The organism is uncultured Shimia sp., from assembly GCF_913054185.1.
Lineage (GTDB): Bacteria > Pseudomonadota > Alphaproteobacteria > Rhodobacterales > Rhodobacteraceae > Shimia.
Genome location: NZ_CAJXIV010000063.1, coordinates 1 through 23117 on the forward strand (window position 1 = coordinate 1; position 23117 = coordinate 23117).

The following is a 23117-nucleotide window of genomic DNA, read 5'->3' on the forward strand; positions in this document are numbered from 1 at the left end:
AAAAATACGACTACGATGTTGGCTATATGCATGAGGTGATCGATGCCTCAAGCAAAGCAGGCATCGCCCTGACATTGTTGCCGATGTTGACCCAATACAAAGGCCCGGAAGATGCCCGCGCTGTCTGGGCTGGGGCCCTACTGGCCTCCACGTTGGACGGTGATTGTGGACCTTGCGGACAGTTGGTGGTGTCTTTCGCTCTGGAAGAAGGTGTGGACGAAGACGCTTTGCTTGCCGCCATTGAAGGCCGCTTCAACGAAGCCGGCGATGTGGGATTGGGCTTTCAATTTGCACAACACACACTCTCCGGCTCATATGAGACAAACACATTTGGGGAGACCATACGTACACACTTTGGGAAGCAGGCCCTAATCGCAGCAAGCTTTGCGGCTGCATCCGGACGGTTTTACCCGGTGTTCAAACGTGGGTTGGGCGAAGGACACGCTTGCCAACAATTGACTGTAAATGGGCGGGTCGGAAAGGTGGCGGTCTAGATGGACCTCAACACAGTAATTTTTGAACAGGAGCGCCCTGTGCTCCTGTCGATCTCATACCGGATGCTGGGCGAGATCAGTTCTGCTGAGGATGTGGTACAAGAGGCCTGGCTTCGGTTTGCCGCCTCCGACGCTGACGCAATACGCAATCCCGGCGCTTGGCTGCGCCGTGTGGCGACAAACATCGCCCTTGATACGCTCAAATCTGCGCGCGCACGGCGTGAGAGTTATATTGGGCCCTGGCTGCCTGAGCCGATCATATCGGAGCACGGACCTTCAACCGAAAGCCGATTTCAACTGGCGCAGGAATGTGAGCTGGCTTTGCTTTGGGCGATGGAGCGGCTGTCGCCGACAGAACGCGCAGCTTTTGTACTGCGAGAGGCTTTTGATGCGGATTACTCTGAAATCGCAACAACGCTTGGCAAATCTGAGGCCGCCTGTCGCCAGATGGTCAGCCGAGCACATAAACGCCTGCAAACCAGCGGACCGCGGTTTGACGTGTCCCCTGAAGATGCTGCCAAAGCGGTTGAAACGTTTTTTTTCGCCGCCACTCAGGACCATGATCAGGCCATCAAAATGGTCTCACAAGACGCGATGGCAATCACCGATGGGGGTGGTAAAGCATCTGCTGCATTCCGCATTCTGCACGGGCCGAAAGACATCATCACCGTGACACAAGCTGTGATGGAAAAAGCCAAAGACCTCTATGGGGTATCCTACGCGATGGTTTTTGCAAATTCTCAACCAGCGCTGGCGCGCTATACAGGCGACGTACTGGACACGTTGACCCTTGTTTTACCGGATCCCAGCGGAGCTGCGAACTGGATTTATGTGATGCGCAACCTAGAGAAGCTGAAGGTGGAAAAGCCTCACGGCTGAAATGTCCGACAAATGAATTGACTTACACGCGACTTACCCGTTTTCTCTTCCGCGGAGCGAGGGGAAGAGAAAAATGGACTGGGATCACATTGTTGTAGGCGCAGGCAGCGCAGGCTGTGTTGTCGCGGCACGGCTTGCAGAAGGTGGGCGCCGCGTTTTGCTTTTGGAAGCGGGCGGAAAAGACAATTACCACTGGATCCATATCCCGATGGGCTACCTTTATTGTATCGGCAACCCTCGCACCGATTGGATGTATAAAACGGCCCCCGAAAGTGGCTTAAACGGTCGGCAACTTCTCTATCCCCGTGGCAAAGTGTTGGGCGGCTGCTCTTCTATAAACGGCATGTTGTATCTGCGAGGTCAAGCCGCGGACTATAACGGTTGGCGGCAAATGGGTTTGTCGGGATGGGCCTGGGATGACGTATTACCGCTGTTCAAAAAGTCAGAAGATTACATGGACGGCCCCTCCGATATGCACGGTGCGGGTGGCCCCTGGCACGTGAACAACCAACGCCTTCAATGGGATGTGCTGGATGATTGGATGGCGGCGGCCGAAGCCATGGGCGTACCACGCACAGAGGACTTCAATCGCGGCAATAACGAGGGGGTTGGCTACTTTAAGGTCAACCAGCATCATGGTTTCCGTTGGAACACCTCGAAAGCCTTCCTGCGGCCTCAGAAAGACGGCCGCATCAAAATTGAAACGCACGCCCACACCACGCGACTTCTTATTGAAGGCGGCAAGGTTGTTGGCGTGGAGTATCGTCAGAACGGCACGTTACATCAGGCACGCTGCGGAGGCGATATTGTACTCTCAGCGGGTGCAGTAAACTCCCCCCAGATTTTGCAGCTTTCTGGCATAGGGTCCGGCGCATTGTTGCAGCGCCACGGCATTGATGTGCAGCTCGACCAACCAGAGATTGGCAACAATCTGCAAGACCATTTGCAACTGCGCTGTGCGTGGAAGCTCGACGGTGCCAAAACGCTCAACACCATGGCCGCCTCCCTATTTGGAAAAGCCAAAATTGGCATGGAGTACCTCCTCAAACGCAGCGGCCCGATGTCGATGGCGCCCAGTCAGCTGGGGGCCTTCACCAAGTCACGCCCGGACGTGGCAACGCCTGACCTTGAATACCATGTGCAACCCTTGTCTTTGGAGGCCTTTGGGCAACCACTGCATGATTTCCCAGCCATGACCGCCAGTGTGTGTAATCTACGCCCAGAAAGTCGGGGGACTGTGGAGATCGCCTCACCTGATCCGGCCAAACCTCCAAAAATCGCGCCCAATTACCTGTCTACCGAAGGCGACCGCGCAACGGCGATCGCGGCAATTCGCCAAGCGCGTAGTATTATGGCGCAGGGTCCAATGGCCAAATACGCGCCTGAGGAAATGAAACCCGGCATCACTGCACAAGATGATACAGACCTGGCTCAAGCCGCTGGGGACATTGGCACCACCATTTTTCACCCAGTTGGGACGGTGCGCATGGGCAGTGACTCCGCAGCACCGCTGGATGCGGAGTTGCGTCTGCGTGGCGTTGGCGGCTTGCGTGTTGTTGATGCTTCAATCATGCCCAAAATCACCAGTGGCAACACCAACTCACCCTGCATCATGATTGGGGAAAAGGCGGCGAAGCTGATGCTGGCATCAGGGTCATAGGATGCGTCTACAAGCTGGCCCGCAACGTTGCCAGCTTGACAGAAAAACCTACAAAGACCGTGCCTGTCACAGCTTTCAACCCACGTTGAAAGCGGTCGCTTTTTGCGGACAATGTGAGACGCGCAAATAGCAACACCATCGCACAAAACCACACTGCGTTAATCGTGGCGTGTAAGGTCACCAGCGTGAGGGCGGAGACGACCGACGCGTCACCGACGGACAAAAACTGCGGAAACGCAGCGAGGTAAAACATCGACACTTTAGGATTTAATCCATTGGTCAAAACACCCTCACCAAAGGCTTTCCATAAGGTGCGTTTGGTTTTGGACGGCGTGACTGTAGAGGCAACCTCCGCACCGCGCCACGCACTCACAAGTGCTTTGAAACCAATCCAGAACAGGTAGGCTGCACCGATAAATTTAACGACAGAAAAGGCCACCGCTGACTGAACCAACAGCACGGAAATTCCAAGAACGGATAAAATCCCGTGGCCGTAAAACGCGGCGACAAATCCCGCGACGTTGGCAATTCCTGCCGCACGGCCAGATGTCGGCACTGTCTTTGCAATCAAAACCCCATTAGGGCCTGGGGACATAACCAACAGGCTTGCCACCAGAGCAAACGTCAAAACCTCAGACCACGTCATTGGCACACCTCTCCTTTGTTTCGCCCAAACTGAAAGGAGTAGTGACATCTCAGCAATGCATTCATTGTGTCGGGCACAAAAAAGGCGTCGCCCTCTGTGAGCGACGCCATTCTTCTCATTTGCTCAAAAATCCCGGGGGAGTCACATTGTCGAAGTGACGGGGGCAGCGCCTCTTATTCGGCAGCCTCTGGCTCAAGCTTATCCTGAGTACGCGTCTCGAAGTCTTCCGCCGCATGACGCTCGCGAAGTTGTTCGTCCAACTCCCCCCACGCGCGGTTCACCATGCGGCCACGTTTCACCGCCGGACGGGCGTCAATGGCTTCTGCCCAACGCACCACGTTTTTGTAGCTCGCCACATCCAGGAATTCCGCCGCTTCATACAGACGCCCCAGAGCCAGTTGCCCGTACCACGCCCAAATTGCGATATCTGCAACAGTGTACTCTTCGCCAGCAATGTAGGTGTTGTCCGCCAACTGACGATCCAACACATCCAGCTGACGCTTGGCCTCCATGGAGAACCGGTCAATTGGATACTGCCATTTTTCCGGGGCATAGGCATAGAAATGACCAAAACCGCCACCCAGATACGGCGCACTGCCCATTTGCCAGAACAGCCAGCTGATCATTTCTGCGCGGTTGTCTTTTGGCCCCAGGAAGGCGTCAAATTTCTCGGCGAGATGCAGCAAGATCGCGCCGCTTTCAAACACGCGCACTTCTTTGTCGCCACTCACATCCAACAGCGCAGGAATCTTGGAATTTGGATTTACGTCAACAAAGCCAGAGGAGAACTGATCGCCTTCGCCAATATTGATCAAATACGCATCATACTCGGCGCCGTTGTGACCCGCTTCCAGAAGCTCTTCGAACATCACCGTTACCTTCACGCCGTTTGGCGTTGCAAGTGAGTACAGCTGAAACGGGTGTTCCCCACGCGCCAAATCTTTGTCATGGGTGGACCCAGCGACCGGTCGGTTGATGTTGGCAAATTTTCCGCCGCTCGCGGCGTCCCATTTCCAGACTTTGGGAGGAGTGTAGCTCTCGGTCATAATCTCAGGCCCTGTTTGCAAATTGCGTTTGGGTTAACTTAAGTCTTTCTCGGCGGTTTCAAACCGCGTGGCGCAAATTGTTGGAAACTTTCACCTCACATCCCCGTTAACGCAGAATGCACCAAGGCTATACATGTCGACAATTATCGGCTAAAGGCTGCGCTTCTTGCCAAAACACGATGATGAGAGCGGTTCAGACGATGAGGGAGCCCGCCGACGCCGTCATGCTGGCACTCCTCTGATACAAAGTAGACATCACTGTGAAACAAGCAATCCAAGCCGCGCTGGACGCCAAAGGCTATGAAAAACTAACTCCGGTTCAAGAAGCGGTTATGAATCCTGAACTGGAAGGCAAAGACCTTCTGGTATCTGCTCAAACTGGCTCCGGCAAAACCATTGGCTTTGGCCTGGCCATTGCCTCCACACTTTTGGGCGAAGCCGAAAACTTTCCGCAGGCCGGAGCGCCGCTTGCGTTGATCATTGCGCCAACCCGGGAACTTGCGCTTCAAGTGAAACGCGAGCTCACTTGGCTCTATGCTCAGGCCGGCGCCAAAGTCGCGTCCTGTGTTGGTGGCATGGACATGCGCGATGAACGTCGGGCGCTGGCCCGCGGCGCGCATATTGTTGTCGCAACGCCGGGGCGCTTGCGGGATCACATTGACCGCGGCTCCATCGATCTGCTGGACGTTCGCGCTGTGGTGCTGGATGAAGCGGACGAAATGCTGGATCTGGGCTTCCGCGAAGAGCTGGAGTTTATCCTGGAACAGGTTCCTGAGGATCGTCAGACACTGCTGTTCTCCGCAACCGTGCCAAAAATGATTGCGCAACTGGCGAAAAACTATCAGCGCGACGCCATCCGCGTGGAAACCAAATCCAAAGAGAAACAGCACGCTGACATTACGTACCGTGCCATGACGGTGACGGACCGAGATGGCGAAAACGCTGTGATCAACACGTTGCGGTTTTATGAAGCGCCCAACGCCATTGTATTTGCCAACACCCGCGCCATGGTTGCGCGCCTGACCACGCGCCTCTCAAACCGCGGCTTCCAAGTCGTGTCTTTGTCTGGCGAACTGTCCCAGTCAGAGCGCACCAACGCCCTACAAGCCATGCGGGACGGCCGTGCCCGCGTCTGCGTGGCCACAGATGTAGCGGCACGTGGCATCGATTTGCCCAACCTTGATCTGGTGGTGCATGCGGAACTGCCTAACAACCACGAAACCTTGCTACACCGCTCCGGCCGCACCGGTCGTGCCGGTCGCAAGGGTGTCTCTGCGTTGATCGTGACCCGCAAGTCACGCAACAAAGCCGAACGCCTGTTGCGTTTTGCCAAATTGGACGCCGAATGGTCTGGCGCGCCTTCCGCAGAAGAGGTCAGCACACAAGATCACGCCCGCATGTTTGCCGATCCCGATTGGACCGTGGACATTACAGAGTCTGAAACGCCTCTAATTGAATCTTTGCTTGGAACATTTAGTGCGGAGCAAGTGGCTGCTGCCTACTTGCGCCTTTACAATTCCAAACATTCCGCACCAGAAGAGATCACCGCCTCCGACGCGAAACCCACACCGCGCAAAGACTTTGGCAAGAGCGTCTGGTTCTCCATTGAGGGTGGCCGCGACAAGAACGCCGAACCACGCCGTCTGCTGCCAATGCTGTGCAAAGCAGGCAATCTGACCAAAGACGACATTGGTGCCATCCGCATCAATCAGTCTGAAAGCTACGTGCAAGTTCTCGAAAGCAGCGTCGCGGGCTTTCTGACCGCGGTTGGCCCGGACCTGACTTTGGAAGAAGGTGCCAAACTGGCACAAATGGACAGCGATCCTGTCTTTGACCGTGGGCCTGCTCGTGCCCCACGTGAGGGTGGCGATCGCAAGCCTTACAACAAGAGCAAAGGTCCACGCAAAGAACATCGCGGCGGTGGCAAGTTCGAAAAAGACAATTCTGACCGGCCCTATCGAGGCAAACCGGCGGATGACCGGCCTGCTTACGACAAGCCAAAATCAGAAAAATTTGGTGATAATAAAGGCAAAAAGCCTGCTGGCGGTGCCAAGCATGGGAAATCCACTCCACCCACGGACTGGAACGACGATGCGGCGCCACGCTTCAAGAAGCCAAAGTCTTCGGCAAAGTTTAGCAAGCCCAAACCGGGTGGCGATGCAGCCCCGCGCCGCAAAGCCATGGCTGACGGCGCATTGAGCGAAGCTAAGCCAGCCCGCGCGCAAAAAGGTCCACCACCGCCAAAAGGCAAATCCAACAGTAAGAAAAACAAGGCCCGCGCAGCGGCGGCAAAAGGCAAGTCTGGCAAATAACTGTTAGACAGCAGCAGACATCGACGGGAGCGCCTCTAAGGCGGTCCCGTCTGGCCCTGTAAGGGTCAACATTTTGGTGGCCTCAGCCCGACCACGCAGGGTGGCTTCTTCCACCACATCAACTCCGATGCCCATTGGCATAGTGATGCCACGCGCCGTCTCCGCGTCGAGAATGACCGAAAGATCGTGGCGCTTACACGCTTCCTGCATGCGTTTGGCCTTGTTGATTGTGTCACCAATGTAGACCACCTGACGTTTTTCCCAGCCACATTCCCCCACAGCAACTGGGCCACCGGCAATCCCCAGACGCAGTGTCGGCGCAACGCCGTACTTTTTTAGGTAATGTGCCTGTCGCACCGACAACGTCTGAAAAATCTCATCGATACATTTCAACAGCCGCATGTTCCCATCTGGCCCGCGATCCAACCAACTCATGATGATTTCATCCCCCACGTAATTGTGGATCACCCCCCGGTGCTTTTTGATCGCGGGGTCAATGTCCAGAAACACGCCGGTAATCAGCTCCAACGCCCTCTGATCACCCAGCTTCTCTGTAATGGATGTTGAATCCTTGAGGTCAGCCAACACAAAAATCCGGCGCTCTTCTGTTGGGCGCGCATATCGTCCCAACAGGAAATAGGTCAGCGTGCGCCCGCCAATCAATCGCCGTGCCTGCAACATAACTTGGATGACCACACCTGCGCCTAGGGCAAACAAAAAGTCAGGAGCAAACCCGTTTTGGATCCACTGCACGTAGATTTCCTTGTCGGCGATCAACACAAGGTGCGAGCCCGCCAAAGCGACATAGATAATCAGACAGGTGATGATCACGCGCAACGCCACGCCGCGGCGGAACTTCACGCTGCGCTGCCACCGGCCGATGGCACTGTTGCTAATCCAGACCTCAAGCACGACCGCAACCGACGCAACAACCATGCCACGGACCGCGCCACGAATAGGGGCCTTCAGCCCCCAATTGCGGTCCAAAATTTCATTCATCATGAGGCCGTAGAGCGCCCCAATAATGGCGCCTGCGACCAACACAAACACAAACGAGCCAAAGGTGCGCTTCATTTTGGGTCCTGTCCTGCTCTCTTGCGAGCCTTTGCTCGGTGGTTACACGCATGTAAGCACAAATTCTGTTGCTACAACAAAAGAGAAACCCCCATGGCCAGGCCATGGGGGTGTCAATTCTTGTGTCCAAAGCTGGAAAAGATGTGCTTAGAGCATACCTTCGCGCTGTGCTTTCTTACGTGCCAGTTTACGGGCACGTCGGATCGCTTCAGCTTTTTCGCGTGCTTTTTTCTCGGACGGCTTCTCGAAATGTTGCTTGAGCTTCATTTCGCGGAATACGCCTTCACGCTGCAGCTTTTTCTTCAGAGCGCGGAGCGCCTGATCGACATTGTTGTCACGAACACTAACCTGCATGTGGTTTTCACCACCTTTCTAAGTTTGAGTTGCAATGAAATTGCAGGAAGCGCGCGTATAGCAACTCCCCTGCGCTTTGTCTAGTATGGCCGCAACAGCCTCATCGCAAAGCGAGTTCCGCCATGACAGAGACAGCGCAAACCGACGTCATTTCCCGCCTTCTGGACGCAGCAGCGATGCATGTGCCCTTTGATGGCTGGTCCGGCACGGCATTTAAAGCCGCCATTGACGAAAGTGGTGTGGACCCGGTTGTGGCCAAAGCGCTCTGTCCGCGTGGCGCGATGGACCTGGCAGTTGCCTATCATAAGCGTGGTGATTCTCAGATGGTAATGGCCCTCAGTGAAGACGTGCTTTTGGAGATGAAAATCCGCGAGAAAATTACTTTTGCAGTGCGCACGCGGCTTGAACTGTGCCCCGATCGCGAAATCGTTCGACGAGGCAGCACGCTCTTTGCCCTGCCCCAACATGCAGCAGCAGGTGCGCAACTGGTATGGGGCACAGCGGACGCCATTTGGACGGCCATTGGCGATACGTCACAAGACATCAATTGGTATTCCAAACGCGCGACACTGTCGGCGGTCTACTCTGCGACGGTGCTGTATTGGCTGGGAGATGACAGCGAAGGCCATGCCGCCACTTGGGCGTTTTTGGACCGGCGTATCGAAAACGTCATGCAGTTTGAAAAATCCAAAGCGCAGTTTAACAACAGCCCCCTCGGTAAGGTGATGGCTGGCCCGCTTGGTGCCTTATCAAAGCTGCGTGCGCCGACCTTTCCGGGCAATATGCCTGGTCATTGGGGACAGAAGGGCAACTAGGCCGGCGTGTTTCGCATCATGCCCGCAGGGCCTAAAACGCAAAACCCGATAGAGTTCGCACTCCATCGGGTTTCATTTTGGTATTTCGAGGTGCTGGTCCTGCTTTAAGCAGCCAACCCTTTGGAGCCAATGTCGAGGAATTTTTTTCGACGATCCGCCACAAGATCTTCTTTGGACTTACCTTCCAACTCACCAAGCATTGTTTCAATCGCAGATGCAACACTTTGCATGGTCGCCTCACGGTCACGGTGTGCGCCGCCCATTGGCTCCGCGATTACACGGTCTGCCACTCCAAGCTGCTCCAAATCCTGGGCGGTCACGCGCAACGCTTCAGCCGCTTCGCGCATCTTGGTGCTGTCTTTCCACAGGATCGAGGCGCAGCCCTCTGGGCTGATCACCGAATACACCGAGTGCTCCAACATCGCGACGCGGTTTGCGGTGGCAAAGGCTACAGCCCCGCCGGAGCCACCTTCACCAATGATCACGGAGATCAAAGGCACACCAATTTGCAAACATGTCTCGGTTGAGCGCGCGATGGCCTCGGACTGGCCACGCTCCTCGGCGCCTTTGCCTGGATAGGCTCCAGCCGTGTCGACCAACGTCACCACCGGCAGGCCAAACTTGTCCGCCATTTCCATCAAGCGCACAGCTTTGCGGTAGCCCTCAGGGCGCGCCATGCCAAAGTTGTGAGAAATCCGCGACTTGGTATCGTGGCCTTTCTCTTGGCCAATCACCACAACTGGCTGATCCTTGAACCGCGCCAAACCGCCCATGACAGCTAGGTCATCAGCAAAGTTTCGGTCCCCTGCCAACGGCGTGTAATCTGTGAACAGCTCGTTAAGGTAATCACGGCAGTGGGGACGTTCCGGATGGCGCGCCACCTGGCACTTCCGCCAAGGTGTCAGATCTTTATAAAGTTCTTCCAGCAACTCTGCCGCTTTGCGATCCAGCGCCGCGGCTTCGTCTTTGACATCCATCTCTTCGTTCTGCTGCGCAAGCGCCCGCAGTTCTTCGGCTTTGCCCTCAATCTCTGCGAGCGGTTTTTCGAAGTCGAGATAGTTGGTCATTGTGCACTCCACACACTGGTTTCTTGACAAGGCTATATGACGGTGACTTTGGGTAATTGCAACGGGAAGCGCACTTAGCCCTGCCACATCGGCCCCTGAAATCCATTTCTAGCCAACTGATACCATCGGGGCGACCACCGGATAGAGAGACAGTACAAGTAATCCCGCCATGGTCCAGTTGAACGCCGTCAATCGTGCCGGGGAGGTCAGCCAGCGTCGCATTTGCTGCCCCAGCACCGTCCAGCTTGAGACACATGGCAGGTTCACGGCCCCAAAAGCGGCAGACACCAAAAGCACTGCTGTCAAAGACCGGTCGGGGGCATAGAGCGTTACGGCGGTGAGCGCCATTGTCCAAGCCTTTGGATTGACCCACTGAAAGCCTGCGGCCTGCAGGAAAGTCATGGGTGTGCCACCGGTGCCCTCCCCTTCGTCAGGCGCGCCAGCGTTGGCAACCTTCCAAGCCAGCCAGAGCAAGTAGGTAACGGACGCAACCGCCAAAACCGTGTGCGCAATCGGATACCGATCAAACACTTGCATCAACCCAATACCAACCAGGGCAACCATCACAACAAAGCCAATGCCGACGCCCAGCATATGCGGAATGGTGCGGGTAAACCCAAAATTGGCGCCGGAGGCCATGAGCATAAGGTTGTTCGGCCCCGGTGTGATCGACGACACAAAGGCAAACAGGAGAAGAGCGGTTAGTATTTCATAAGTCATGCTCAAAGTTTGGCGTAAACCACACGCATTTGAGTTGCGTTTTTGTGCGTCATTCGGATAGATTTGCAACTTATGGCGGCACTTGATCAAATTGATGAACATATATTGCGTGAACTCTCCAAAGATGGGCGCATGAGCAACTTGGCACTGGCGGAGAAAGTGGGGCTGTCCCCATCAGCGTGTTTGAGGCGAGTTGCAACGCTTGAGAAGACGGGGATCATCACCGGCTATCGTGCCGTGCTGGACCGCGCAGCCTTGGGGACGGGGTTTGTGGCCTACATTACCGTGGGATTGAACAAACACACCAAGGACTCGCAACTGGCGTTTGAGCGGGCCATGGCTTTGGCACCGGAGGTGCGGGAGTGTCACAACATCACAGGGCAGGTGGAGTATCTGCTACGCGTCGAGGCGGCGGATTTGCCATCTTACAAGCGGTTTCATACTGAAGTGTTGGGCACCGTCGAACAGGTGCATTCGATCACCAGTTACGTGGTCATGGGCTCGCCTAAAGACGAACGCGCGTAACGGACCTGGCAAATGGAACACGCCCGAAGCTACAAAACTTCGGGCGTGTTCGGAATATTGTCAAAGACTTATGTTTAGCTAGCGGCAATCAGCTCGGCTTGTGCCACAATAACTTCGGCCTGCTTGATCGACGCAATATCAACCAGACGACCTTTATAAACGGTGGCGCCTTCGCCGTTGGCTTTGGCTTTTTCCATCGCTGCGAGGATCTCACGCGCTTCGGAAACCGCACCTTCAGATGGGGTGAATACCTCGTTGGCAAGTCCGATCTGTTTTGGGTGGATTGCCCATTTGCCCACCATGCCCAATGTGGCGGAGCGTTTGGCTTGCGCAATGTAGCCTTCGTCATCGGAGAAATCCCCAAATGGACCATCCACTGGCAGCACGCCGTGGGTCCGGCAGGCAGCCACAATCGCGGCCTGCGCCCAATGCCATGGATCAGACCAGTGCTTCTGGCCTTCATGCATCATGTAGTAGTTTTCTTGCGTGCCACCAATACCTGTGGTCTGCATCCCCATGGACGCGGCGAAGTCGGCGGCGCCGAGGGACATGGCTTCGAGTCTTGGTGAGGCGGCGGCGATGGCTTCTACGTGGGCGATGCCGGCGGCCGATTCGATGATGACCTCAAATGCCATACGCTTTTTGCGGCCTTTGGCGGCTTCAATCGCGGTCACCAATGCGTCCACGGCATAGATGTCTTCGGCGCAGCCCACCTTGGGGATCATAATCTGATCGAGGCGCTCGCCCGCCTGTTCCAGCAGATCCACAACGTCGCGGTACCAATAGGGGGTGTCCAGGCTGTTGATGCGCACCGACAGGGTCTTTTTGCCCCAATCAATTGAATTAATAGCCTCAATTGCGTTGGCCCGCGCCAGATCTTTGTCTGAGGGCGCCACGGAATCTTCCAGATCAATGTTGATCACATCCGCCGCAGAGGCCGCCATTTTGGCAAAAAGCTTGGTGTTGGACGCCGGGCCAAACAGCTGGCAGCGGTTGGGGCGGGCGGGGGCGGCAGGCTGAAGTCGGAAGCTCATGACGTCGCTCTCTAAGTAAGGATGTTACGTTTTTCTGACGTCGATTGTTAGGAAGTTGCGCACCTAACCGCAAGTAAATTGTGCGCGCGCGGCATTAATTTCGCCGCGTCGCGGCATTCCCTACAGCAATTGCACGTCGGTATAGCGTCGGTATTGCGACTGTTTAGCGGAGGTGCCAATTTCTTGCAGGTGCAGCAAATTTCTTTCGTTAACTTGGGCAATATTCGAAGGAATTTGCACACATTGGCCAATCGTCCGCAACATTTGAGAACCTGATCCAACTTCTTGCGCTTAGACTTTGCGTTCCATTCGGGATCACACAAAAGGGACGCGCGATGATCGAAACTCCATACCTTCTGTTCTTGGGCGACGCACCAGACCAACTGGCGGCCAAAGTGGCGCAGGGCATCAAAGACTGGCGTCCAGACAACGCCGTGGGACAATTCCGCATGGAGGGCTGCAAAGCTGACATGGGGTTGACCGATATGACCCTCGTGGAAGCCCGCAAAGCCGGCGCCAAAACACTGGTGATTGGCGTTGCAAACCGCGGTGGCGTGATCTCCCAGGAGTGGAAAAAAGTGCTGGTTATGGCGCTGGAAGAAGGCTTTGATCTGGCCTCTGGCCTGCACAATCTGCTGCGCGACGAGCCCGATCTTGTGGCGGTGGCCGAAGCCACCGGACGCAAGCTGCACGATGTGCGGGTGCCAGAGGTGGAATTCCCAATTGCCAATGGCAAAAAGCGCAGCGGTAAACGGGTGCTTGCCGTGGGCACAGATTGTTCCGTCGGCAAGATGTACACGGCGCTGTGCATGGATGCTGAGATGCGCAAGCGTGGCCTGAAGTCGAGCTTCCGCGCGACCGGCCAAACTGGCATCCTAATCACTGGTGATGGCGTGCCATTGGACGCGGTGATTGCAGACTTTATGGCAGGTTCTGTCGAATGGCTGACGCCTGACAACGATGAGGATCATTGGGATCACATTGAAGGACAGGGCAGCCTGTTCCATGTGTCCTATTCCGGTGTGACCATGGCGCTGATCCACGGCGGCCAGCCAGACGCGTTGATCCTGGCACATGAGCCAACCCGCGATCACATGCGTGGCTTGCCCGGCTATGACCTGCCAAGTCTGACGCAGCTGCGCGACATGGCCTTGCCGCTGGCCCAAGTGGGCAACCCCGCCTGTCAGGTTGTGGGCGTATCGGTCAACACCCAGCATATGGGGGAAGACGAGGCCAAGGCTTATCTGGCAGAGGTTGAGGCAGAGATGGGGCTGCCTGCCACCGACCCGTTCCGCTTTGGTGCGGGTAAGCTGGTGGATGCGCTGGCAGCGTTGTGAGCTGAAAGGTCTGCGCCTGCCTAGGTAGGTGCTTGTGCTTCGTGAGATTTTCTCATTAGCATCGCAAAAAATTGCAGCGCTTCGTCATGACACGGCGTTGCATGTGCGCCTGCCGGGGGGCAGGCAGGCGCAGACCGACCTATCGGCCGGTCACAAGGTTTCGGAATGCCCCCGAAAATGAAGGCTGTCTTATGCAAATTTCCGTCACCCCTGATGTGTTCAAACTGGCGCAGGTGTTCACCATTTCCCGTGGGTCGCGCACCGAAGCCAAAGTTCTGACCGTGAAGGTCGAGGAAGACGGACATGTTGGTTGGGGTGAATGTGTGCCGTATGCGCGCTACGGCGAAACATTGGAAAATGTCACACAACTGATTGAAAGCGTCAAAGGCCCAGTGACACGCCAAGGTCTGTATACCTTGCCGGCAGGTGCGGCACGCAATGCACTCGACTGTGCGCTTTGGGATCTGGAGTGCAAAAAGGCGGGAAAGCGCGCTTGGGAGTTGGCCGGATTGCCCAAGCCGGGACCAGAGATCACCGCTTATACGCTGTCTTTGGCAGAACCGGCAGAGATGCAGGCGCAGGCCGCCAAAAACGCCCATCGACCGCTGCTCAAAATCAAACTGGGCACACCAGATGACATGGCCCGATTGGAAGCGGTGCGCGCGGGTGCACCAAAATCGACAATCATCGTGGACGCCAATGAAGGCTGGTCTGCCGAGGTCTATGCCGATTTGGCACCCCATCTGGTGCGGCTTGGCGTGGCGTTGGTGGAGCAACCGCTGCCTGCTGGGGATGATGACGCGCTGATTGGCATGGAGCGGCCGGTGCCAGTGTGCGCCGATGAAAGCGCGCATGACTGTTCGACGTTGTCCAAGCTGAAAGGCAAATATGATGTGGTGAACATCAAGCTCGACAAAACCGGTGGATTGACCGAGGCGCTGCGTTTGCGCGAGGCCGCGCTGGCCGAAGGATACAAGGTGATGGTTGGCTGTATGGTCGGCAGTTCCTTGGCGATGGCCCCGGCGACATTGGTGGCGCAAGGCGCGATGGTGACCGATTTGGACGGGCCATTGTTGCTGGCCGAAGATCGGGACGTGCCGTTGGTGTTTGATGAAGACGGTGTGCACCCGCCCAGCGCGGCGCTCTGGGGGTGATGTCACCACATCTTGCCGGATTTGCGGTTTACAGCTTTGTGTTTGAATAACAATAATCTGGGAACGCCGGTTTCGACTAGGCGCACGTAGACCATAAAGAGTGATTTGAACATGGTATTTTTTGGCTTCCAAAACATCTTCCAAAAATTGGCGGCCCTCACATTCGGGTTGGTTGCGGTTTCTTCAAGTGCTTCGGCGCAATCTCAATGGACCGTCACCATGACTGCCAAGCAGGCGGCCGCGTATGAGGAGCAGAAATCACAGAAGGGAACGAAAGCCTTTGCGATCTCCCCTGACGGCGCCTGGGGATACACCTATGGCAAAAACTCTGCCAAAGATGCGCAAGCCCAAGCCCTTGCCTATTGTCGCGAACACATGCGCAAAAAGCAGCGCGATTGCATGGTGTATTCCTTAAATGGCAAGCGAGTAGCGCCAGCAGTGGTACAGACCAAAAAGGTCACCACGATCTACAAGCCACTGAAAGCCAAAGATGCGGCGAAGGTATTTGGGTTTGCACCCGGCACCTTTACGGGCAACAAGGCGGCCGCGAAGGCAGAGTACAACGCTTTGAAAAAAGGCGCCGTGACCAAGGCAACTTTGCCACGTGATGCCGCGTTGGAAGCACTACTGACCAACCGCAGCCTGATGACCAAAGGTAACAGTCCGTTTCTGTTGTGGTTTCAAAAATCTGGTGGGGAGCAGCACGGCAAAGGCCGAGGTGGCGCATTGTTGAGCCATTTTGATAGCTGGCGTGCAACACCAAATGGTTTGATGTGCATGTTTGACAGCTACTGGGACTCAGGCAAAGCCATGGGTACCCGCTGTCTATACATCGACAGTTTGAAAAACGGTGAAGCCCGTGTGGCCTGGATACACATTAGCGGCGGACAGCAAAAGGCGCAGCTTTTGCAGGGTGATGCCCGCTATGCAGCCGTTCGATAATCAAGTAAACCGCTGAAGAAAATGCTGGCCACGCGCGCCAGACTGACAAGAAGGATACCCCAAAGCATGAGCCGCACTGTTTACGTCAATGGCGAGTACCTGCCGGAAGAAGACGCCAAGATTTCGATTTTTGACCGTGGGTTCCTGATGGCGGATGCGGTCTATGAGGTGACGTCTGTTTTGGACGGCAAGCTAATTGACTTTGACGGCCACGCGGTGCGTTTGAAGCGCTCGCTGGATGAGCTGGACATGGCAGAGCCTTGCAGCAAAGACGAGCTGCTGGCGATCCATCGCAAGCTGGTGGAAGAAAACGGGATTGTGGAAGGGCTGATCTATTTGCAGGTGACGCGCGGCAGCGACGGCGACCGGGATTTTGTTTTCCCGTCTGAGGACACACCTCCATCCATCGTGCTGTTTACGCAGAACAAACCAGGCCTGGCGGACAATCCTGCGGCCAAGAAGGGTGCCAAGATCATCTCGATTGACGACATCCGCTGGGGCCGTCGTGACATCAAGACCGTGCAGCTTCTGTACCCGTCGATGGGCAAGATGATGGCCAAAAAAGCCGGTGCGGATGATGCCTGGCTGGTAGAAGACGGCTATGTGACCGAGGGCACCTCCAACAACGCCTATTTTGTGAAGGACGGCGTGATTGTGACGCGGCCTTTGAGCACAGATATTTTGCACGGGATCACCCGCAAGGCGGTGCTGCGCATGGCGGCGGAGGCGCAACTGAAGATCGAAGAGCGGCTGTTCACGATTGAGGAAGCGCAGGGCGCGGATGAGGCGTTTACGACCTCCGCAAGTGCGTTTGTGATGCCTGTGGTGGAGATCGACGGCGTGGCGTTGGGAACCGGGAAACCGGGGCCAATTGCGACACGTCTGCGTGAGATCTATCTGGACGAAAGCCGGAAAGCCGCGATCTGAGCGACGCGCATTTGGCCGATAAACAACAGGGGCTGGGGTGGTGACACTCCGGCCCTTTTGCTTGCGGCAGCGTCACAACACACAGATCGTTGTCCCGTGAGCGGGGCATGGCATGCTGATTGTGAAATAGCGTGAGTGGCGGCAATCAGCATGTATAAAAATGAGTAAACCCATGGTCGCCGAGATTGATATGCAAGTCAACCAATGGTTGCTTGTATATCCCGGAGCCCGCTAGTGCATTGGTTTCCCTACTCTGTGCTGCGCGCTTGATGTCGCTGCCATAACCATTCCGCCAAACGGCGGATGCCGATGCCGGTGCGAATCTCAAACGCTTCGTAGTGGAAGCTGCGTTGAGAGATGCCGTGCTTTGGCAGATCTCTGGACAGGGTTCGGCGCATGGGGACCGGGCCGCAGAAAAGGACTTTGCGGGAGGAGAGATCGGGGATCAGATCAGGCAACGCGGCGGCGGAGAAGCGGCCACGCTCGGCGCTTTGCCACAGGATCAGCGTGAGATTTGGTTTTTCAGCTGCAAGTTTCTCCAACTCCGCAAGGTGTGGTGCGTTGGATTGGTCACGCACACAGTGAACCAAAGCCACCGGCGCCGCGTCCTTTGGCAGATCCTGTGCCAGGGCCACAAACGGGGTGACACCTACACCTGCCGCGATCCAAACCTGGGCCCCTTTGGCCCGTCCGAAATGACCATACGGACCGTCTGTTTGCACCGCCTGCCCCACGGCAAGGCTGCGTGAGACGCGGTTGGTCAGATCACCCAAAGGCGCAACGGTGATGCGTAGAGACCCATCGTCCGATGGTGCCGAGGAGATGGTGAATGGGTGTGGTTCATTCAGGCCTGCACCTGAGAAGCGGAAAAAGGCAAACTGCCCCGCACGGTGGCGCAAAGGGCGACCGGTGGCCGTCATGTCCACGGCAATCGCGTCGCCCTGCTTTGTGACCGCCGAGATCTTGTAGTGCTTTCTGGGGCGCATGCCGCGCGGTGCAGAGGTCCAAACATAGGCCATGGTACCGACGATGCAGACAGCCCACATATAGAGGCCCAGTGGATCGCCATTTTTGAACGGCTTCAGAATGAAGAGGTAGTGGAAAGCGCCAAACAGGAAAAATATGCCAATGAAGCGGTGGGTCCATTTCCACAGGTGATACGGAATAAATGTCGCAACCGTAATCACCACCAGCATCAGCAGGCCATAGAGGCTTATTTCACCCAGCGTTTCCGCCAGATCGACCAACATGGTTTCCTGCCCAAGCCCTTTCATGTCCGCATCAATGGTGTCGTGCAACAGAATAGCCACCATGGAGCCGATACCGAGCCATTTGTGCAAACGGTAAGATTGATCCATCGGACCAAAGATCATTTCCACGCCGGGCCAGCGGGTGGCGATCAGGTGAGAGAACATCATGGCGATGAGCGCCGCTAGCCCGAGATACTGACTAAAAAGTGCGGTGCCATCGCGACCTTGCGCAATTTCTGGCCACCACACAAACGGCAGCGCCAACGCCACTGCCACCAAAAGAAGTCCAAATTTTTTCACGGTCCTGTTCCCACCTCGTGCCTAGGCCTCAGCGGGCCATCAGTTCGCGTGGTCTACATGCCCCAAGGGCAGCCGCAGTGGGAAGAGGGTAATCCGCCAAAAACGGCGGAATAAACCTGAGTTTAGGACACTTTCATCACGATTTTGCCAATATGCCCGCTGCTTTCCATGCGTTGATGCGCCGCCACCGCATCCGCCAGAGCAAACTCGCTGTCCATAACTGGCGCAACACGCCCGCTGTCCAGCAGTGGCCAGACGTCCGCGCGCAGCGCGTCGGCAATCTTGGCTTTGGCCAGATCGCTTTGCGGACGCAGAGTGGAGCCGGTGATGGTCAGACGGCGCATCATCACATGGGCAAAGTTGAGCTGGATTTGCGGGCCTTGCAAAAACGCGATTTGCACAAGGCGCCCGTCATCAGCCAGTGATTTCACATTGCGCGGCAGGTAGTCACCGCCAACCATATCCAAGATCAGGTTGGCACCACCCTCAGCCCGCAGCACATCAACAAAGTCTTCCGCGCGATAGTTGATCGCTTTTTCCGCACCAAGTTTCAGGCAGGCGGCACATTTCTCATCAGAGCCTGCGGTAGTGAACACGCGCGCGCCAAAGGCATTGGCCAGCTGGATTGCTGTTGTGCCAATGCCAGACGAGCCGCCGTGTACCAAAAAGCGCTCACCGGCCTTCAACCCGCCGCGCTGGAAGACGTTGGAATAGACGGTGAAGAAAGTTTCCGGCAGACAAGCCGCTTCCTTCATGCCCATGCTTTTGGGGACCGGCAAGCAATGGGCAGCTGGGGTGAGGACATATTCGGCATAGCCACCACCGGGAAGAAGCGCGCAGACGGCGTCACCTTCGGACCATTCACTCACACCTGCGCCGACTGCAGCGATGGTGCCCGAGGCCTCAAGGCCCGGAAGGTCTGAGGCATTGGCTGGCGGGTTATAAAGCCCGGCACGTTGCAACACATCAGGCCGGTTCACACCCGCATAGGCCACTTTGATCAGCACTTCGCCGGGACCAGGTGTGGGAATGGGACGCGTCACCATTTGAAGCACATCCGCAGCACCGGGTTTTGAAATTTCAACGGCGTTCATGGTCTGTGGCATGGTGATCTCCCTGTGATGTACGTCCTGTCTAACAGAGGGCGGGGACAGGGGAACAGGCACTTTTGTCGCGCTGACGTGGCGACGGGATCTCTTGCCCTTTGGCACATCCAGACTAGGGTGGCGCTATGTTACGGATTCTCAAACACCCAGCCTTCGCCAAGTTGTTTGCAGCCCAAGTTGTGGCCCTCGCAGGCACCGGACTGTTAACCATTGCCCTGGGGCTTTTGGCCTATGATTTGGCAGGACCTGCGGCTGGCGCGGTCTTGGGCACTGCGTATGCCATCAAGATGGTGGCCTATGTGGGCTTGTCCCCGGTGCTGGGCGCTCTGGCGGCCCGCCTGCCCCGCCGGGGCGTTTTGATTTTTGCGGACTTGGTGCGGTTTGGCGTGGCGCTGTTTTTTCCGTTTGTGGATTCGGTGGCGCAGATTTATGTGCTGATCTTCTTACTCCAGAGCGCGTCCGCGCTGTTCACCCCTACCTTTCAGGCGATCATTCCGGACATTCTGGCCAAAGAAGAAGACTACACGCGGGCGCTCTCGCTGTCGCGTTTGGCCTATGATCTGGAGAACCTGCTGTCCCCAGCGCTTGCGGGCATATTGCTTTTGGTGATGAGCTATCACGGGTTGTTTGTCGGCACCGCGGCGGGTTTCTTGATCTCCACTCTGTTGATCCTGATCACAATTTTGCCGCCGCGCCCCAAAAGCAAAGACCGTCCCTTTCGCGAACGCCTGACTCGGGGTGCCTGGATCTATCTGTCAACACCGCGCCTGCGCGGATTGCTGGCGTTCAACATGGCGGCAGCTGCGAGCGTGGCTTACGTGCTGGTGAACACTGTGGTGTTGGTGCGCGATGGCTATGGCATGGGCGAGGCCGGGCTTGCGATGGCCATGGGTGCCTTTGGGGCGGGCAGCATGGTGGCCGCGTTGTCGTTGCCGCGCCTGCTGGAGCAACTGCCGGATCGCAGGGTCATGGGCACCAGCGCGGTTGCCTTGGCCGGAATTACGGTGGCACATGGGCTGTGGATGCAGAGTTTTGGCATTTTGAGCTGGCCCGCGTTTTTGGGGCTCTGGGCCGTTGTTGGAGCGCTGTTCTCTGCGATACTGACCCCTTCGGGCCGCCTGTTACGCCGATCGGCACACGCAGAGGACCGCCCAGCAGTGTTCACCGCGCAATTTGCGCTCAGCCACGTGTGTTGGCTGGTCGCCTATCCACTGGCCGGCTGGAGTGCGACACAGGGTTCACAGGCGATGTCGTTGCTGGTGCTGGGTGTGGTTGGATTGGCGAGCACATTGGTGGGCTATTGGGTTTGGACACCGGCACCCAAAGAGGTGATGCATGAGCACCCCGAGCTCCCCGAGGATCACCCACATCTGAAAGCGCAGGGTGGACGCCGCCATGCGCATGCCTTTGTGATTGATGACGAACACCAAGTGTGGCCAACACACGGCTAAGTTGGCTTAGCGGGCCAGCAGACGCAGGCCTTGGGTCACATCAGAGCGCACCGCAAGGCGCAGGCCGGGCTCGTCCCCAGCTTTGAGCGCAGCAATGATCAGACGGTGATAGTGCGGCGGCTCGGTCTGGCGCAGGCGGCCATAAAGCGCGCGCATGGTGGGGCCAAGCTGCAACCAAACGGTTTCCGCCATGGCCAACATTGCCGGTGCCTGGGCGCGCAGATAAAGCGTGCGGTGAAATTCCAGATTGGCACGGATATAACCGACGGAATCGCGCTTGCTCACCGCATCCGCCACGGTGCCATTGATGGCGATAAGACGGTCGATCAGCGCCATATGAGCACGGGGCAGCGCGCGGCTGGCCAGCTCAACCTCGATCAACGCGCGCAGGGCGGCAAGCTCCTCTAGCCGCTCGCTGCTGAGCTCTGGTGTGGCGACACGGCCGGAGTTGGACAGGGTCAATGCGCCTTCGGCCACCAGACGGCGTACGGCTTCGCGGGCTGGGGTCATGGACACACCAAACTCTTTGCCGATGCCTCGTAGTGTGAGAGCGGCCCCTGGGGCCAGCTCGCCATACATGATGCTCGCGCGCAGGGTGCGGTACACGCGGTCGTGGGCGGCGGCGGATTGGTCAGGAGCGGGACGGCTGGATGTGATCATGCGGCCTTTGTGATCACAAATGATGCAAAGGTCAATGTGGCGCGGTTACCCGCCAAATTGGTAGCGGTGCAATTCCTGGCCCTGGTGGCGCAGCCAGCGGCGCGGGGCCTCGTAGGGACCATGGATGATGGTGACTTCGTTCCAAAAGGCCTGGGAGTGATTCATTTCCTTGAGGTGAGCCACTTCGTGGGCAGCGACGTAGTCCAGCACATCCGGCGCGGCCATAACCAACCGCCAAGAGAACATCAACGCGCGGGTCGACGAGCAAGAGCCCCAACGAGACCGGGTGTCGCGCAGCGTAAGTTTGGTGGGCTGACGTCCCAAGCGCGCGCCGTAGTGATCCACAGCTTCGACCAGCCGATGGCGCGCAAGTTCTTTGAGGAAGCCCTGTACCTTGCGCCCGACCAGCTCTGGTTTGCCGGGCACGGCCAGTTCATCAGCCCCCAACTGCACAGAGCGCCCTGCCCCTGGCACAATCAAGCGCGTGCGACCCGCAACTGGCACCTCTGCCCCATGTGCCACCACAACAGACTCCGGTTGTTGGGCGACTTGCTTGCGCAGCCAGTCCTGCTTCTCATGGGCAAACGCCATCGCCTCACGGTCAGACACATTTGAGGGAATCGTCAGCGTCACTTTCCCATCAAGTCGCGACACTCTGAGGCTGATCCGGCGCGCACGGGCCGATCGGCGCAAAGCCACCGTCACAGAAGGCGTTCCAGAGATGTTAAATTGCGCCATCTGCGCTCCTATAGCGACAATGCGATGTTACCCTTTGACACGGGGCCATTGTTATGGCACCTCCCCCAAATCGTCGAGAGAGACTCAACCGATTGAAGGGGACAACCCATGCCCAATGAAGAATGGGGCGTCAAGCGCGTTTGCCCAACCACCGGCAAGCGATTCTATGACCTGAACAAAAACCCAGTCATCAGCCCCTACACGGGCGATGTCGTGGAAGTAGAAGCCGGCAAGAGCCGGATGATTGCGGCAGACCGAGAGGATGCGGCAACACTGAAGGCAAAAGCGAAGGATGCGGATTCCGCAGACGACGTGCTGGATGATGATGACACCGTTGATCTGGAACTCGAAGACGACGTTCTGGACGATGATGATGACGAAGACGACAACGTTTCGCTTGATGAAATTGCGGATGTTGCGGCTGACGACGAAGAAAACTAATCGTCGGAAAAAAGTTACACCGGGGCGGAATTTTTCGCTTGAACCCGCCCCGGGATGCGCCTAATTAGGCGCGCACAGGCAGAGATGCCTGACTGGTTTGGGGCCTTAGCTCAGCTGGGAGAGCGCTTCGCTGGCAGCGAAGAGGTCAGGAGTTCGATCCTCCTAGGCTCCACCAAACCACCCAC

23 protein-coding genes and 1 tRNA gene are annotated in these 23117 nt (G+C 56.8%); 13 read left to right on the top strand and 11 right to left on the bottom strand.

The genetic code is table 11. From position 1 onward, the window contains the following. The 3 genes from QZ517_RS13250 to QZ517_RS13260 form a co-directional block, all read left to right on the top strand. Positions 1-494: hypothetical protein (locus QZ517_RS13250; RefSeq protein ID WP_294227591.1), on the top strand; the 494-nt coding region annotated here is incomplete at its 5' end. Beyond that, positions 495-1373 carry an RNA polymerase sigma factor SigJ gene (gene sigJ / locus QZ517_RS13255; RefSeq protein WP_294227592.1) on the top strand — a complete coding sequence of 293 codons (879 nt, stop codon included), beginning with the start codon at positions 495-497 and terminating at the stop codon, positions 1371-1373. 73 nt (positions 1374-1446) lie between these two features. Further along, on the top strand, positions 1447-3033 hold the full coding sequence (locus tag QZ517_RS13260; protein ID WP_294227594.1) for a GMC family oxidoreductase N-terminal domain-containing protein: 1587 nt from the start codon (positions 1447-1449) through the stop codon (positions 3031-3033). Between the two features lie 7 nt (positions 3034-3040). Here the strand turns inward: QZ517_RS13260 and QZ517_RS13265 are convergent, their stop codons facing one another. Further along, positions 3041-3679 (bottom strand): LysE family translocator, encoded by a 639-nt coding sequence (locus QZ517_RS13265; protein ID WP_294227596.1) that lies wholly within the window; start codon positions 3677-3679, stop codon positions 3041-3043. A 173-nt stretch (positions 3680-3852) separates the two neighbouring features. Continuing rightward, a complete protein-coding gene (gene yghU / locus QZ517_RS13270; RefSeq protein ID WP_294227597.1) occupies positions 3853-4725 on the bottom strand; it encodes a glutathione-dependent disulfide-bond oxidoreductase in 873 nt (290 codons plus the stop codon). A 260-nt stretch (positions 4726-4985) separates the two neighbouring features. Between yghU and QZ517_RS13275 the strand changes: the two genes are divergently transcribed. Continuing rightward, positions 4986-7037 carry a DEAD/DEAH box helicase gene (locus QZ517_RS13275; RefSeq protein WP_294227598.1) on the top strand — a complete coding sequence of 684 codons (2052 nt, stop codon included), beginning with the start codon at positions 4986-4988 and terminating at the stop codon, positions 7035-7037. Positions 7038-7040: 3 nt separating this feature from the next. On the opposite strand, the gene QZ517_RS13280 is transcribed toward QZ517_RS13275, so the two are convergent. Both QZ517_RS13280 and rpsU read right to left on the bottom strand, forming a co-directional pair. Further along, entirely contained in the window at positions 7041-8111 is a 1071-nt protein-coding gene (locus QZ517_RS13280; RefSeq protein ID WP_294227600.1) for an adenylate/guanylate cyclase domain-containing protein, read from the bottom strand. A 147-nt stretch (positions 8112-8258) separates the two neighbouring features. After that, positions 8259-8465 carry a 30S ribosomal protein S21 gene (gene rpsU, locus QZ517_RS13285; protein WP_008207378.1) on the bottom strand — a complete coding sequence of 69 codons (207 nt, stop codon included), beginning with the start codon at positions 8463-8465 and terminating at the stop codon, positions 8259-8261. Positions 8466-8587: 122 nt separating this feature from the next. Here rpsU and QZ517_RS13290 point away from each other — a divergent pair, with 122 nt between their 5' ends. Further along, entirely contained in the window at positions 8588-9280 is a 693-nt protein-coding gene (locus tag QZ517_RS13290; RefSeq protein ID WP_294227666.1) for a COQ9 family protein, read from the top strand. Positions 9281-9384: 104 nt separating this feature from the next. Here QZ517_RS13290 and QZ517_RS13295 read toward each other — a convergent pair whose 3' ends face one another. Together QZ517_RS13295 and QZ517_RS13300 are read right to left on the bottom strand one after the other, a co-directional pair. After that, complete coding sequence (locus QZ517_RS13295) at positions 9385-10347, bottom strand: acetyl-CoA carboxylase carboxyltransferase subunit alpha (protein WP_294227668.1); 963 nt, start codon at positions 10345-10347, stop codon at positions 9385-9387. Positions 10348-10455: 108 nt separating this feature from the next. Beyond that, positions 10456-11067, bottom strand: a complete 612-nt coding sequence (locus QZ517_RS13300) for a LysE family translocator (protein WP_294227670.1) — start codon at positions 11065-11067, stop codon at positions 10456-10458. A 72-nt stretch (positions 11068-11139) separates the two neighbouring features. Here QZ517_RS13300 and QZ517_RS13305 point away from each other — a divergent pair, with 72 nt between their 5' ends. Continuing rightward, positions 11140-11592, top strand: a complete 453-nt coding sequence (locus QZ517_RS13305; RefSeq protein WP_294227672.1) for an Lrp/AsnC family transcriptional regulator — start codon at positions 11140-11142, stop codon at positions 11590-11592. 74 nt (positions 11593-11666) lie between these two features. Here the strand turns inward: QZ517_RS13305 and QZ517_RS13310 are convergent, their stop codons facing one another. Beyond that, positions 11667-12626: an L-malyl-CoA/beta-methylmalyl-CoA lyase gene (locus QZ517_RS13310; protein ID WP_294227674.1), complete on the bottom strand. Its 960-nt coding sequence runs from the start codon at positions 12624-12626 to the stop codon at positions 11667-11669. A 335-nt stretch (positions 12627-12961) separates the two neighbouring features. On the opposite strand from QZ517_RS13310, the gene dgcN reads away from it, so the two are divergent. The 4 genes from dgcN (at position 12962) to QZ517_RS13330 (ending at position 16986) form a co-directional block, all read left to right on the top strand. After that, the gene (dgcN, locus tag QZ517_RS13315) at positions 12962-13963 is read left to right on the top strand and encodes an N-acetyltransferase DgcN (RefSeq protein WP_294227676.1); all 1002 of its coding nucleotides are present in this window, start codon (positions 12962-12964) and stop codon (positions 13961-13963) included. 191 nt (positions 13964-14154) lie between these two features. Beyond that, entirely contained in the window at positions 14155-15117 is a 963-nt protein-coding gene (gene dgcA, locus QZ517_RS13320; RefSeq protein ID WP_294227678.1) for an N-acetyl-D-Glu racemase DgcA, read from the top strand. Positions 15118-15336: 219 nt separating this feature from the next. After that, complete coding sequence (locus QZ517_RS13325; RefSeq protein ID WP_294227680.1) at positions 15337-16059, top strand: DUF4189 domain-containing protein; 723 nt, start codon at positions 15337-15339, stop codon at positions 16057-16059. 66 nt (positions 16060-16125) lie between these two features. Beyond that, positions 16126-16986, top strand: coding sequence for a D-amino-acid transaminase (locus QZ517_RS13330; RefSeq protein ID WP_294227682.1), 861 nt, complete (start codon positions 16126-16128; stop codon positions 16984-16986). A 248-nt stretch (positions 16987-17234) separates the two neighbouring features. Here QZ517_RS13330 and QZ517_RS13335 read toward each other — a convergent pair whose 3' ends face one another. Together QZ517_RS13335 and QZ517_RS13340 are read right to left on the bottom strand one after the other, a co-directional pair. Continuing rightward, entirely contained in the window at positions 17235-18536 is a 1302-nt protein-coding gene (locus QZ517_RS13335; protein ID WP_294227684.1) for a ferredoxin reductase family protein, read from the bottom strand. 122 nt (positions 18537-18658) lie between these two features. Then, complete coding sequence (locus QZ517_RS13340; RefSeq protein WP_294227686.1) at positions 18659-19642, bottom strand: NAD(P)H-quinone oxidoreductase; 984 nt, start codon at positions 19640-19642, stop codon at positions 18659-18661. A gap of 125 nt (positions 19643-19767) precedes the next feature. Between QZ517_RS13340 and QZ517_RS13345 the strand changes: the two genes are divergently transcribed. Then, positions 19768-21093, top strand: coding sequence for an MFS transporter (locus tag QZ517_RS13345; protein WP_294227689.1), 1326 nt, complete (start codon positions 19768-19770; stop codon positions 21091-21093). A 6-nt stretch (positions 21094-21099) separates the two neighbouring features. On the opposite strand, the gene QZ517_RS13350 is transcribed toward QZ517_RS13345, so the two are convergent. Together QZ517_RS13350 and QZ517_RS13355 are read right to left on the bottom strand one after the other, a co-directional pair. Next, entirely contained in the window at positions 21100-21753 is a 654-nt protein-coding gene (locus QZ517_RS13350; RefSeq protein ID WP_294227691.1) for a GntR family transcriptional regulator, read from the bottom strand. 45 nt (positions 21754-21798) lie between these two features. Next, on the bottom strand, positions 21799-22491 hold the full coding sequence (locus tag QZ517_RS13355; protein WP_294227693.1) for a SprT family zinc-dependent metalloprotease: 693 nt from the start codon (positions 22489-22491) through the stop codon (positions 21799-21801). A 108-nt stretch (positions 22492-22599) separates the two neighbouring features. Here QZ517_RS13355 and QZ517_RS13360 point away from each other — a divergent pair, with 108 nt between their 5' ends. Continuing rightward, entirely contained in the window at positions 22600-22932 is a 333-nt protein-coding gene (locus QZ517_RS13360) for a TIGR02300 family protein (protein ID WP_294227697.1), read from the top strand. A gap of 99 nt (positions 22933-23031) precedes the next feature. Further along, a tRNA-Ala gene (locus tag QZ517_RS13365) sits at positions 23032-23107 on the top strand. The last annotated feature ends 10 nt before the right edge of the window (positions 23108-23117 follow it).